This window comes from Actinomadura sp. 9N407 (genome assembly GCF_044326315.1).
Lineage (GTDB): Bacteria > Actinomycetota > Actinomycetes > Streptosporangiales > Streptosporangiaceae > Spirillospora.
On record NZ_JBIRAW010000002.1, the window covers coordinates 344,530 to 357,505 of the forward strand.

Here is a 12,976-nt window from a genome sequence, read left to right on the forward strand (position 1 = left end):
CTACTTGATGGTCAGGGCCGATACGAACCCGCTCAGGTTGCGGGCGGTCTCCTCGGCCGAGTCGCCACCGAACTTCTCCAGCGCCGCGTCCGCCAGCACCAGCGCCACCATGGCCTCGGCGACCACCCCGGCCGCGGGCACGGCGGTCACGTCGCTGCGCTGGTTGATCGCTTTGGCGGGCTCGCCGGTGAGCACGTCGATGGTGTCGAGCCGGCGCGGCACGGTGGAGATCGGCTTCATCGCGGCGCGGACCCGCAGCACCTCGCCGGTGGTCATGCCGCCCTCGACGCCGCCCGCGCGGTTGGTCCGGCGGCGGATGCCCTCGGCGGTGCCGTCGATCTCGTCATGGGCCCGGGAGCCGGGCCGGCGGGCGGTGGTGAAGCCGTCGCCCAGCTCCACGCCCTTGATCGCCTGGATGCCCATCAGGGCCCCGGCGAGCCGGGAGTCCAGGCGCCGGTCCCAGTGCACGTGGCTGCCGAGGCCGGGCGGGAGCCCGTACGCCAGGACCTCGACGACGCCGCCGAGCGTGTCGCCGGACCGCTTGAGGTCGTCGATGTGCGCGACCATCGCGGCGGCCGTCTCCGGGTCGAAGCAGCGCACCGGGTCGGCGTCGACGGCGGCGAGCTCGTCCGGCTCGGGCAGCACGCCGTCCGGTGCGGCGATCTCGCCGAGCGAGATCACGTGGCTGAGCACCTCGACGCCGAGCGCCTGCCGCAGGAACTGCCTGGCGACCTCGCCGAGCGCGACCCGGGCGGCGGTCTCGCGAGCGCTGGCCCGTTCGAGGACGGGACGCGCGTCGTCGAAGCCGTACTTCTGCATGCCGACCAGATCGGCATGGCCGGGCCGCGGCTGCGACAGCGGGGCATTGCGGGCTTGTGCGGCGAGTACGTCGGCGTCGACCGGATCGGCCGACATCACCGTCTCCCACTTGGGCCACTCGCTGTTGCCGACCTCGATCGCGATCGGCCCGCCCTGCGTCACGCCGTGGCGGACGCCGCCGAGGATCGTGACCTTGTCCTGCTCGAACTTCATCCGGGCGCCCCGCCCATGCCCGAGCCGGCGGCGGCGCAGGGCCTCGGCGATATCGTCCGAGGTCACGCGCACGCCTGCCGGCAGGCCCTCCACAATGGCGGTGAGGGCCTGGCCATGGGACTCCCCCGCGGTCAACCAGCGCAGCATGGGGCCAATCCTCCCATCTCCCGTACCCCTCCCGCGCACGGGGCCGTTCAGCCTGTGAGACGGGCCGGGCCGGTCAGCGCCTCGGAGCCGGGCACGGATCTCGGCCGAACGGCGGGAACGTGACACCCGGGCGGCACGTCTCATCCCATCGACACCCCCTTGGGCGACTCGCCCGCGCGCGCATCCGCCCGGCCTCGAGGAGGACAGGTAGATGAGTGGTCGACCATGACGCGAGTTCGGATCATCGCCATCGGCATGCTGGTCGCGTTCGCACTGGCATCGCTCGCCTATCCCGCGCTTCTCATCTCCAGCCACGCCTTCGGCTATTCGGCCGGCGCGCGGGTGACCGAGTGCCACTATCGGCCCTCCTCGGGCAGCCGGACCAGCAGCGGCACCACCAGGTGCGACGGCACGTGGACGGCACCCGGCGGTGAGCCGCGCCGCGGCCACATCTCGGGTGTCGACGACGATGACGTCTCCCGCGAGGTGCCCGTGCGCGTCGGGCTGCTCGGGGCCCGCGCCGGGAACCCGGCGGCGACGCCCGGGTTCGTGATCGGTGTCGGCTGGTTCACGGTCGTGTACGGGGGAACGGGCCTGCTGCTGTGGCGCGGGCGCGCGCGGCGGAAGGCGGCCGAGGCGAGGTTCCTGGCCGTCCCGGGCGGGACGTTCCTGCGGGCGCGGCCCGCACGGGTGACGACGCTCGACGGCGGCCCGCACCTGACGCTGCGCCGATCCGAGGGCCCGCGTCCCGCACGAGGCGGTCCGGCGCCGCTGCCCAGGACGGACCGGCCGACGCCGTTCCGGTCGCCGGCGGGGATCGGCACCGGGCGGGGGGAGTTCGGCACCGCCCACGGCCCCGACGAGCGGCCGCGGTTCCACCTGTCGCTCTTCGACGACGAGGACCACGAACCGGAGTTGCACGTCCTCGATCTGGCAGGAACGACGCGGGCCGTCGTCCAGCGGTCCGCCCGGCATCCCGCCCGCTTCCGGTTCGTCTCCGCGGACGGCGAACCGCTGGGCGAGGCGCGGGCGAACCGCCTCCACAGCAGGATCACCGTGACCGACACCGAAGGTCGCGAGGTCGTCACCCTCCGCGCGGGCACGCGCAGCTGGCTCGTCCGGCTCGATCCGAACGTCCCGTCCCGCCTCGACGAGGCGATCGGCGCGTTCGCCCTCCACATCGGGCGGCTGCTCCTGTGACGAAGTCCTTCACCAAGGCTCGCGTGGCGGCCTTGATCACGTTGCCGGGGATGCCGACACTCGCCTTTCCACCGGCGGAGGACCCCGCCGCCCGCCACCCCCGTCCCGCGCACGGGGCCGTTCAGGCGATCTGCGGCCAGTCCAGGACCCCCGCCACCAGGTCGCGGATCGACGCCAGCAGGCCGAGCCGGTTGGCGCGGACGGCGGGGTCGTCGGCCATCACCATGACGTCGTCGAAGTACAGGTCGATGGGATGGGCGAGCGGGAACGCGGCCGTGGTGAACTCCGGCAGCGGGGCGCGTTCCGGCAGGACCTCCCTGACCTCGCTGAACGCCTCGTTCAGGCGGTGCTCGGCCGGCTCCTGGAACAGCGCGGGGTCGTACCCGGCCGCGGTGCCCTCGGGGACGATCCGCAGCACCCGCTGCAGGGCCGCCGTGAGCCGCAGGAAGCGGTCGTCGGTGACCAGCTTGGCCAGGTCGGCGGCGGACCGCTCGGCGTACGCGGGCGAACCTGCGTGCGGCAGGACGGCCCGGACGACCGCCACCGCGTGACCGTCGTCCAGCAGCGACTGCTCGAGCCGCCGGGCGACGAAGCGCGAGGCCTCGGCCACGGCGTCCCGCGAGGCGTCCTGCTCGCCCTTGGGGACCGCCCCGGCCGGCTGGTGCCGGGCCGCGATCGCCAGCCCCTCGTCCACGGTCAGCGGCGCGAGCCTCACGTTGGAACGCAGGATCGCGGTGACCGCCAGGGCGGCGCGGCGGAGCCCGAACGGGTCGGAGCTGCCGCTGGGCACCGAGCCCACGGCGAACAGCCCGGCCAGCAGGTCCAGCCGGTCGGCGAGGGCGAGCAGCGAACCGGCGATCCCCGCCGGCAGCCTGTCACCGGCCGACTTCGGCAGCTCCATCTCGTACAGGGCCACCGCGACGGCCTCGTCCTCGCCCGCGCGGCGCGCGTACTCGCGGGCCATCGTCCCGGCCAGCCCGGACAGCTCGATCACCATGGACGAGGCGAGGTCGAACTTGGCCAGCTCGCCGGCCCGTCCCAGCACGGCCGACTCCTCGGCGGTCAGGTCGAGCCGCCCGGCCAGCTCGGCCGCGATCGAGCGGATCCGCCCGGCGCGGTCGGCCATCGAGCCGAGCGCCTCGGTGAAGGTCAGCTTGCCGAGCCCTTCCCTGATCTGCTCCGGCGTGCTGCGCAGGTCCTGCTGGAAGAAGAACGCCGCGTCCTCGTACCGGGCGCGCAGCACGGCCTCGTTGCCCGCGCGGACGGCCTCGTGGTCGCACTCGCCGTTGGCCACGGTGACGAAGTACGGCAGCAGCCCGCCGGTGCCCGCCGCGGCGCGGACGGGCAGGTAGCGCTGGTGCTTCTTCATGACCGTGGTGAGGATCTCCTCGGGCAGCTCCAGGTAGGAGGAGTCGAACGAGCCGAGGATCGCGACCGGCTCCTCCACCAGGTTGACGATCTCCTCGACCAGCGCGCGCTCGCCGCCGAAGTCGATCGCGCCGCCCATCCCCACGGCCAGCGGCCCGGCGGTCTCGACGATCTGCGAGCGGCGCCGTTCCACCAGGGGCTCGATGCCGTGCGCGCGCAGCGCGGGCACCAGCGCGCCGGCGTCGGGGATCGACACGGCGGACGTGGTGGCGGTGCGGTGGACCTGGGTGATGCGGCCCGCGGTCATGCCGGCGACCTCGAACGGCACCTCGTGCTCGTCCAGCAGCGCCAGCAGCCAGCGGATGGGACGGGCGAACGACAGGCCCGGCGCGTTCCACCGCATGTTCTTCTCGGCGCGCAGCCCCTCGACGATCCCGGGCAGCAGCCCGGCCAGGACGGCGGCGGCGGGACGGCCGGTGATCTGCCGGACGTATCCGGCGTACTCGCCGCCGCCCACGGTGACCGTGCGGACGTCGGCGACGTCGATCTTCTGGCCGCGGGCGAAGCCCTGCAGCGCCTTGGTGGCGTTGCCGTCGCCGTCGTAGGCCGCCGCCAGCCGGGGGCCCTTGACGACCTGCTCGGTGTCGGGCTCGCGCGGCTCCAGGTCGGTGATCATCACGATCACGCGGCGCGGCGTGGCGTAGGTGTGCACCTCGCACGCGTCGGTGAACAGCCCGGTCTCCTCCAGGCCCTTCGTCAGCCGCTCGGCCACGTCGTCGGCGGTACGGGAGACCGCGTGCGGCGGCAGCTCCTCCACCCCGATCTCCAGGACGAGGGTGGCGGGCGCGACGATCTCCGGCAGGGCGGGCACGAAGTCGGGTACCTCCCCGGCCGCGCCCGCTTCGGCGGGCCGGGTGGAGGCGTCGCCGAGCGGATGGCCCAGCTCGGCGCGGCGCTCCACCCACAGCCCGGCCACATCGTGCGCGAGGCGGCGCATCCGGGCGAACGCCCTGGCCCGCTCGGTGGTGCCGATCGCGCCGCGCGCGTCGAGCACGTTGAACGCCTGGGAGCACTTGAGCACGTAGGAGTGCGCGGGCACGGGCAGCCGGGCGTCCAGCATCCGCCGCGCCTCGCCCGCGTACGACTCGAACAGCTCCCGGACCGTGCCGATGTCGGCGTCGTCGAGGTAGTACCGGCTCATCTCGTACTCGGCCTGGCCGAACGCCTCGCCGTAGGTGATGCCCGGGGCGTACGCGATGTCCTTGAAGTGCGCGACGCCCTGGAGCGCCATGATGATGCGCTCCATCCCGTACGTGATCTCCACCGCGACCGGGTCGAGGGTGAGCCCGCCGGACTGCTGGAAGTAGGTGAACTGGGTGATCTCCAGCCCGTCCAGCCACACCTCCCAGCCCAGCCCCCAGGCGCCCAGCGCGGGCGAGGCCCAGTCGTCCTCGACGAACCGCACGTCGTGCGCGCGCAGGTCGATGCCCAGCGCCTCCAGGCTGCCCAGGTAGAGCTCCTGGGCGTCGCCGGGCTCGGGCTTGAGGATCACCTGGAACTGCGTGTGGGTCTGCAGCCGGTTGGGGTTGTCGCCGTACCGCGCGTCGTCGGGCCGCACGCTCGGCTCGACATAGGCCACCCGCCACGGCTCGGGACCGAGCACGCGGAGCGCGGTGGCCGGGTTGAGCGTCCCCGCACCGACCTCCGTGTTCATCGGCTGGGTGATGAGGCAGCCATGCCCCGCCCAGTAGTCGGTGAGCCGGATCAGGGCGTCCTGCATCGTCAGCACGGGTGTTCTTCCTATCGGTACGGGTCGGGTGCCCAGCCTACGGCGGTCACGACCCCAGACCGCGCCGGATCGCGACCCGTACCGGAGAGTCGTCCGCCGGCCCCTTCCCGGACGGCAGGAGCGGCGGCTGCGCCATGAAGCGCGGCCGGGTCCCGTGGTGCGGCTGCGCGGCGTGCACCAGGAACGGATGGCACAGGTAGACGTCCCCGGCGCGCCCGGCCGCGTACGCGACGGGCCTTTCCTCGCTGGCGGCCGCCGCCTGGCCCGCCAGGTCCATGAAGGCCATGCCCTTGTCACCGGCCGGCTCCAGGATCGGCGGTACGTCCAGGTGGGACCCCACCCGGATCCTGGTCGGCGCGTCCTCCTCGCCCACGTCGGAGAACAGGAACAGCATCAGCAGCGCCCGCCCCTTGGACGACACGTTCGTCCGGTAGGTCATGAAGTTCATCGGATCATCGCCCGGCAGGCTCGCCTCGACGTGCCAGCCGTCGTCGCCGGGCTCGTCCGGGCTCGGGAACCGTACGGGAACGGTACCGAGCCCGCCCTGGGGCAGCCATCCGCCGGCGCCGACCAGGTCGTCGAACGCCGCGTGCAGGCGAGGCGTGTTGGCGGCGGCCCGGAACGGCTCCTGCGCGTAGTTGCCGAGCCGTACGACCGGCTGCGTCCAGGTCGCCGGATCGTCCGGGTCGCACCCGGTGTCGCGCCACAGGATCGCCCGGCACTCGTCGGCGAGCTCGCGGGGAAAGGCCTCCTCAAGGTGGACGAAGCCGTTCTCGATGAAGGCGCCGGTGTCGATGGAGAGGTCGGTGTCGGTCATCCCCCCACCCTGCCGATCGAGAGCCGCCAGGTCGAACGATTTCCGCCCGCCGCCACCCACACCCGCGTTGACTCGTGGTGTGTTCGCCATTCCGTACCGCTGGATAGGGCGAACACGCCACGAGTCAACCGAAGAAGCCCTAGCGGCGGACGATGTTGAGCTCGACGCCGCCGACCACCCGGCCACGCAGCACCTCGGCGAGCCGGTCGGAGACGCGCTGGACGACGCCGCGCTCGTCATGGCCGGGCGCGATCGCGAACCGGATCGCCAGCTCGGCGGCCGTGCCCTCGGTGACGCGCACGCCGGTGACCGCCTCCTCCGGGCCGATCGCGGCCTCGACGGCCGCCAGCACCTCCGGGTCCTCGTGCGGCGGCGGGACCGTACGGCCCTCGGCCAGCAGGTGCAGCCGCAGCCCGTCCACCGCGAACGGCACCGGGCCCGCCACGTCCACGACCAGGGCCTGCGCGCCCTCGTCCAGCGCGGCCAGGCACGCCTCCCTGGCGTGCACCGCCACCGGGCGCGCGTCGGGCCGCCACGCGTGCATCGTCTCGACCGAGGTGAAGCCGAGCACGCCGCGGCGGCCGTCCTCGCCGATGAGGGTGGGCAGCGCCATGTCGCTCGACTTCTCGCGGCGCAGCTCGCCTGGTTCTACCTCTTCCTCTTCGGTGAGGACGGCGACGACGGGCACCAGCAGGCGCGCGTCGTGCAGCCGGCCGAGCACGCGGTGGGCGCCGACGCGCCCCGCCGCGTACCCGGCGAGCGCCTCGCGCAGCCGCGGGTCGGCGGCGCCGTCGTCCTCGGGGTACTGAGGTTCGGGAATGGTCAGTCCGGACACGGCAATGAGGCTATAACCTCCCGTCGCCGCTTACCGCGCGACTCCGGATACTCTTCGCAACGATCCTGTGACGTTCGGTGGCGGAACGGAGGTCAGGGGGCGACGATGGCGGCGACCGTTCCGCCTCCGGAAGGCCCCTGGTGGACGGCTGCGACGGAGACGAACACCGCGGGATCGCCGGTGACCGAGGCCGCGACACCACCGACGCACGCCTTGATCTGGCGGTGCCAGTGCACGTCGGAGTCGTCCAGCATGATGTTGCGGCGGCCCCGGACCGAGCCGGACGGGTCGGCCTCGCACTTGATGAACGCGTTGACCAGCCGGCCGTCCAGGTCCTCCGCGCGCGGCCGTTCCGGCAGTTCGAGACCGGCCGAGCGGATCGCCGCCCAGATGCCGTCGGCATCCAGCGCGTCCCGCATCACGCTGTGCCCGGCCCGGTAGCGCCCGCCGATGCCGCGCACGTTGCCCACCACGACGATCTGCGCCCGGTCCAGTTCCACACCGGACGAGCACGAGGCCACCGACGAATAGAGCGACAGGTCACGGTGGATCTGCCCGGCCTCCGGCATGTCGGCCTCGCCCAGCGCCACCGCGATGCCGAGCGCGGTGGTGGAGTTGGAGATGTCCATCGACTTGAGCGTGTCCTCGGTGACGACGTCGCACCCCCGCGACTTGGCGTCGTTGATGGTGTCGAGGGTGAGCAGCGGCGTCTTGGTCTGGACGTAGTGGACATCGGCCGGATCGTCGATCCCGGCGATCTTCATGGCCTCCCGGACGCCCGCCGCGACCGTCTCCACCATCGGCGGCCGCCCGATGTCCTCGGGCCGGATGATGTCGCTCATCGCCACCCCGACCGAAAGCCGCGGCTCGTCCGACGCCGGGACGGACGCCGGATCGGCGGTGGCGAACACCGTCGCGTGCGGGCTCAGCACACCGTCCGTACCGCCCGACCACACCAGCGGGACGTTCCGTACCTCCTCGGCGGTACGCGTCCCGCGTTCCACCAGGACCTCGCGGAACGCCCGGTCCGCCAGCAGCCGGGTGTAGTCGTTGACGCCGCCGTTGCCCTCGGTCTTGCCGACCACGGCCAGCACCCGGTCGGCCTCCAGCACGCCGTCGTCGATCAGCCGCGCCAGCCCGGCGGCATCGGTCACGCTCTCGATGGGGATCTTGCGGACTTCGATCGGATCCGGCACGCTCGCCACTCCTCTTACTCGTGTTGCGCGTATCAATCGTGTTGCGCGTATTGCTCGTGTTGCAGGCATCGCCCGTTACTGCTCGTTGCCCGCTACTGCTCGATGACCGTTCCGGCCTTTCCCTGCGCGGCGCCGACGATGCCGCCCAGCGAGGTGATGGCCGCCCGACGCCCGCCGGCCGCGACGAACCGCAGCAGGGCCTCCACCTTCGGGCCCATGCTGCCGCCCGCGAAATGCCCGGCCGCCGCGAGCGCCCGGAGTTCGGCGGCGGTGGTACGGCCGATCGGACGCTCCCGCTCGGTCCCGTACCCCGCCATGACATGGTCCACGTCCGTGGCGATGACCAGGGTCTCCGCACGCAGCGTCCGGGCCAGCAGCTGCGAGGCCAGGTCCTTGTCCACCACGGCCTCGATTCCGTGCGGCTCGCCGTTCGCGCCCCGTACCACCGGGACTCCCCCGCCACCGGCGGCGACGACAACGTGCCCGGCGTCCAGCAGAACGGCCACGGCCGGGGCGTCCAGGATCTCCAGCGGCTCCGGCGAGGCGACCACCCGCCGCCAGCCGCGCGCGCCGAACGACCGCCACGACTGCCCCAGGGCCATGAACCGCTCGGCCTCCGCCTCCGGGAAGGAGCGGCCGACCGGCTTCACCGGATCGGCGAACCCGGGATCGGCGGCGTCCACCAGCGTGCGCGTGACCACCGTGGACACCGGCCGGGTCGCGGCGCGCGCCGCCAGCGCCCGGCCCAGCGCGTTCATGATCAGTACGCCGATGGTGCCCTGGGTCTGCGCGCCGCACCAGTCGAGCGGTACCGGCGGCACCACATGCGCCGCCAGCTGGTTCTTGATGAGCAGGTTGCCGACCTGCGGGCCGTTGCCGTGCGTCAGCACCACCCGCGCGCCCGCCGCGATCAGATCGGCCACGCCCTCCATGGCGCCCTCGATCGCCGCCTCCTGCGCCTCCGGCGCCGCGCTCCCGTCCGGCGCGGTCATGGCGTTGCCGCCGAGCGCGATCAGGATCGGCCCCGGTCCCCCGTGCCCGTTCATGCGCGCTGTTCGTTCATATGCGCTGCCCGTTCATGCGTGCCTGCCCACGAGCCGTACCGTACCCAGGAGATCGCACGCCGCTCACCGGCGAAAACCGCCCAACCGGTACCGCACTCGTTGGCGAGTGGGTGACCTGACCTGGTTCGTCCCCGTTACCATCCCCGGCGTGCAACCGACGATCCCGGCACCGCCCGTACCCGGGCCCGGTCGTCGCCGTGTTCGCGGCCGCCCTCAGCGGCCTGCCCGTCCGCCGCTTCGGCGAGGACCAGTCGTACCGATCACGCGGGCTCCAGCGTTCGCAGCCACGTGCGGACCGCACGCGCCGAGGTGAGGCGGACCACCATCAAGCCGGGACGATCACTCAGCCGGTCATGGATTCGGCGCCGTTTCACCGCGTGCCGCGACCAAGCCCAGCGGATGGGGTGTTCGGGGTCGAGCCAGTCACGAAAGCTCTCCCTGTTGCCGTTCCACAGCACGCGTCCGGTCAGCGCCCGGCTCACCGACCTGCGAATGACACGGAACATGACGGTACGGCGAGGAAGATCAAGCCAGATGTAGACGTCGGCTCGCGCCGGCAGGAGATCACCCAGCAGAGAGTGGTACTGATCCTCAGTGACCCAGCGGGGAGCCCGCGCGATCTGCTCGACCTCGGACCTGAACTCCGCCCGCGGCTGCCAGTTCGGACCATGGTGAAGCGCATCCAGTTCATGGCACGGCAGGCCGAAGCGGGCCGCCAGACGCCTGGCCATCGTGGTCTTCCCCGCCCCGGAGATGCCGCCGACCAAGATCCGTTCCACGATCGGAAACCCTAGCCCGGCACCGGCGGGTCCTAGGCCAGCCGGCTGAGCCGCTCGACGGCCGCGTCGATGACCTCGTCCTTCTTGCAGAACGCGAACCGCACGAAATGGGCGCCCGCCTCGGGATGGTCGTAGAACACCTGGGTCGGGATCGCCACCACGCCCACCCTGCCCGGCAGTGCCTTGGCCAGCTCGACCCCGTCCGTGAAGCCGAGCGGCCGGATGTCGGCCTGCACGAAGTACGTCCCCTGCGGCCGGTAGACCTCGAACCCGGCCGCCTCCAGTCCGCCGACCAGCCGGTCGCGCTTGCCCTCCAGGGACTTACGCAGCTCCTCGACCCACGCCAGCTCGTTCCGCAGCCCGTACGCCGCCGCCCGCTGCCAGGGACCGCCCGTCGCGTACGTGAGGAACTGCTTCACCGTCTGCACGGCCCGCACGTACTTCTCCGGTGCCGTCACCCAGCCGGTCTTCCACCCGGTGACCGAGAAGCTCTTGCCCACCGAGGAGACGGTGACGGTCCGTTCCCGCATGCCCTCCAGGGTCGCCAGCGGGATGTGCTCGACTCCGTCGAACGTCAGGTACTCGTACACCTCATCGGTGATCGCGACCAGGTCGTGCTCGCGGCACACACCGGCGATCACCTCCAGCTCGTCCCGGGTGAACACCGTCCCCGCCGGGTTGTGTGGCGAGTTGACCAGGACGACCCGCGTCCGCGGCCCCACGGCCGCCCGCAGCTCGTCCGGATCGAACGTGAACCGCCCCTGCACCGGCCGCAGCATCACGGGCTTCCGGGACGCCCCCGCCAGCGCCACCGTGGCGGCGTACGAGTCGTAGTACGGCTCGAAGACGATCACTTCGTCGCCGGGCCCCGCCAGCGCCATCACCGCCGCCGCGATGCCCTCGGTCGCCCCGACCGTCACGTACACCTCGGTCGCCGGATCGAACGCCAGCCCGTACCGTTCGAGCCGCTGCGCCGCCACCGCCTCCCGCAGCTCGGGCAGGCCGGGCCCGGGCGGGTACTGGTTGCCCCCGTTCCGGATCGCCTCGACGGCCGCCTCCAGCATCGCCGGCGGCCCGTCGGTATCCGGAAATCCCTGCCCCAGATTGATCGACCCGGTCGCGACGGCCCGCGCGGACATCTCCGCGAAGATCGTCTCCCCGAACTCCCGCATCCGCGGCACCAGCGGTTCCCTCATTTTCGCCAACCTACCGGGTCTCGAATCGATGTCCCCTCCGTGAAGCGCGCATCGTCCGGCCCCTTCGCGGTGATCATCCGACGATGAAGGACACGCAGCAGACCGCCGCTCCCCCCGCCGGCGAACGCCTCCGCCGCGAACTGCGCCCCCGCCACCTCCGCATGATCGCCCTCGGCGGCATCATCGGCGCCAGCCTCTTCGTGGGCAGCGGCGCCGTGATCCACACCGTCGGCCCCGCCGCCGTCCTCTCGTACGTCATCGGCGGCCTGATGGTCGTCTTCGTGATGCGGATGCTGGGCGAGATGGCCGCCGCCCAGCCCACGCTCGGCTCGTTCATGGAGTACGCCCGCGCCTCCCTGGGCGGCTGGGCCGGCTTCACCACCGGCTGGCTCTATTGGTACTACTGGGTCGGAATCGTCGCGTTCGAGGCCGTCGTCGGTGCCCAGATCCTGCAGAAATGGATGCCCGCCGTCCCGCAGTGGACGTTCGCGCTGATCCTCATGGTGGTGCTGACCGCCACCAACCTGGTCTCGGTCCGCTCGTTCGGCGAGGCCGAGTACTGGCTGGCCTCGGTCAAGGTCGCCTGCATCACCGTGTTCCTGCTCGTCGGCACCCTGTACGTGATCGGCCTGTGGCCCGACAGCACCGGCTCGGTCGCCCACATCGCCCAGGACGGCTTCCTCGCCGAGGGCGGCTTCGCGGTCGTGCACGGCGTCGTGATCGTCGTCTTCTCGTACTTCGGCGCCGAGATCGTCACCATCGCGGCCTCCGAGTCCAAGGAGCCCGCCAAGGCCATCGCGACCGCCACCGTCACCGTCATCTGGCGCGTCCTGCTCTTCTTCGTCGGCTCGGTGACCCTGCTCGTGATGATCACTCCCTGGCGGGAGATCCCGTACGACGGCACCAGCCCGTTCGCCGCCGCGTTCGACCGCTTCGGCATCCCCGCCGCCGAGACGATCATGAACATCGTGGTGCTGACCGCCGTCGTCTCGGTCCTGAACTCCGGCCTCTACATCGCCTCCCGCATGCTGTTCGCGATGCGCGAGCACGGCTGGGCCCCGGACTGGGTCGGCGACACCAGCCGCCGCGGCGTCCCCTGGAAGGGCATCCTGCTCAGCACCGCCCTCGGCTACATCGCCGTCATCATGAGCTTCGTCTCCCCGGATCGGATCTTCTACTTCATCATCAACTCGGCCGGCGCCGTCGCCCTGTTCCTGTACGGGATCATCGCCCTCTCCCAGATCCGGATGCGCTCCCGCCTGGAACGCGAATCCCCCGGGCAACTCAAGCTCAAGATGTGGCTGCACCCCTGGCTGAGCTGGGCCACGTTCGTCTGTGTGACCCTCGTCCTGATCTCCATGGCCATCGTCGAGGACACCCGTTCCCAGCTATGGCTGAGCCTCATCAGCCTCGCCGCGTTCCTCGCCGTCTACGCCACAGTGACCTGGCGCCAGAAACGCAGTCTTGCCTGAAAGGGCCGTACGGCCGGTGCCTACGGGGGGCGAGGCACCGGCCGTACGGGTTTTCCCGGGATGCCGGGCGATGGCTTACTC

Annotated in this window: 10 protein-coding genes; 2 read left to right on the plus strand and 8 right to left on the minus strand. The window is 72.1% G+C overall.

Translation table 11 applies throughout. From position 1 onward, the window contains the following. Entirely contained in the window at window positions 1–1,179 is a 1,179-nt protein-coding gene (gene aroC / locus ACH34Q_RS04290; protein WP_395981393.1) for a chorismate synthase, read from the minus strand. Between the two features lie 225 nt (window positions 1,180–1,404). Between aroC and ACH34Q_RS04295 the strand changes: the two genes are divergently transcribed. Next, window positions 1,405–2,379, plus strand: a complete 975-nt coding sequence (locus ACH34Q_RS04295) for a hypothetical protein (protein WP_395981394.1) — start codon at window positions 1,405–1,407, stop codon at window positions 2,377–2,379. Window positions 2,380–2,500: 121 nt separating this feature from the next. On the opposite strand, the gene ACH34Q_RS04300 is transcribed toward ACH34Q_RS04295, so the two are convergent. The 7 genes from ACH34Q_RS04300 to ACH34Q_RS04330 all read right to left on the minus strand — a co-directional run bounded on the left by ACH34Q_RS04300 (window position 2,501) and on the right by ACH34Q_RS04330 (window position 11,423). Continuing rightward, complete coding sequence (locus ACH34Q_RS04300) at window positions 2,501–5,527, minus strand: glycine--tRNA ligase (RefSeq protein WP_395981630.1); 3,027 nt, start codon at window positions 5,525–5,527, stop codon at window positions 2,501–2,503. 55 nt (window positions 5,528–5,582) lie between these two features. Next, on the minus strand, window positions 5,583–6,353 hold the full coding sequence (locus tag ACH34Q_RS04305; protein ID WP_395981395.1) for a phytanoyl-CoA dioxygenase family protein: 771 nt from the start codon (window positions 6,351–6,353) through the stop codon (window positions 5,583–5,585). Window positions 6,354–6,492: 139 nt separating this feature from the next. After that, a complete protein-coding gene (locus ACH34Q_RS04310) occupies window positions 6,493–7,188 on the minus strand; it encodes an SseB family protein (protein ID WP_395981396.1) in 696 nt (231 codons plus the stop codon). A 92-nt stretch (window positions 7,189–7,280) separates the two neighbouring features. Further along, a complete protein-coding gene (locus tag ACH34Q_RS04315) occupies window positions 7,281–8,384 on the minus strand; it encodes a ring-opening amidohydrolase (protein WP_395981397.1) in 1,104 nt (367 codons plus the stop codon). Between the two features lie 92 nt (window positions 8,385–8,476). Then, complete coding sequence (locus ACH34Q_RS04320; RefSeq protein ID WP_395981398.1) at window positions 8,477–9,430, minus strand: carbamate kinase; 954 nt, start codon at window positions 9,428–9,430, stop codon at window positions 8,477–8,479. Window positions 9,431–9,708: 278 nt separating this feature from the next. After that, entirely contained in the window at window positions 9,709–10,227 is a 519-nt protein-coding gene (locus ACH34Q_RS04325; RefSeq protein ID WP_395981399.1) for a hypothetical protein, read from the minus strand. 32 nt (window positions 10,228–10,259) lie between these two features. Continuing rightward, window positions 10,260–11,423: a pyridoxal phosphate-dependent aminotransferase gene (locus ACH34Q_RS04330; RefSeq protein WP_395981400.1), complete on the minus strand. Its 1,164-nt coding sequence runs from the start codon at window positions 11,421–11,423 to the stop codon at window positions 10,260–10,262. 83 nt (window positions 11,424–11,506) lie between these two features. On the opposite strand from ACH34Q_RS04330, the gene ACH34Q_RS04335 reads away from it, so the two are divergent. Then, window positions 11,507–12,895: an amino acid permease gene (locus tag ACH34Q_RS04335; protein WP_395981401.1), complete on the plus strand. Its 1,389-nt coding sequence runs from the start codon at window positions 11,507–11,509 to the stop codon at window positions 12,893–12,895. Window positions 12,896–12,976: the final 81 nt, after the last annotated feature.

Coding starts and splice junctions, on each gene's coding strand:
- aroC (WP_395981393.1), bottom strand. CDS start 1,179: ATGCTGCGCTGGTTGACCGCGGGGGAGTCCCATGGCCAGGCCCTCACC.
- ACH34Q_RS04295 (WP_395981394.1), top strand. CDS start 1,405: ATGACGCGAGTTCGGATCATCGCCATCGGCATGCTGGTCGCGTTCGCA.
- ACH34Q_RS04300 (WP_395981630.1), bottom strand. CDS start 5,527: ATGCAGGACGCCCTGATCCGGCTCACCGACTACTGGGCGGGGCATGGC.
- ACH34Q_RS04305 (WP_395981395.1), bottom strand. CDS start 6,353: ATGACCGACACCGACCTCTCCATCGACACCGGCGCCTTCATCGAGAAC.
- ACH34Q_RS04320 (WP_395981398.1), bottom strand. CDS start 9,430: ATGAACGGGCACGGGGGACCGGGGCCGATCCTGATCGCGCTCGGCGGC.
- ACH34Q_RS04330 (WP_395981400.1), bottom strand. CDS start 11,423: ATGAGGGAACCGCTGGTGCCGCGGATGCGGGAGTTCGGGGAGACGATC.
- ACH34Q_RS04335 (WP_395981401.1), top strand. CDS start 11,507: ATGAAGGACACGCAGCAGACCGCCGCTCCCCCCGCCGGCGAACGCCTC.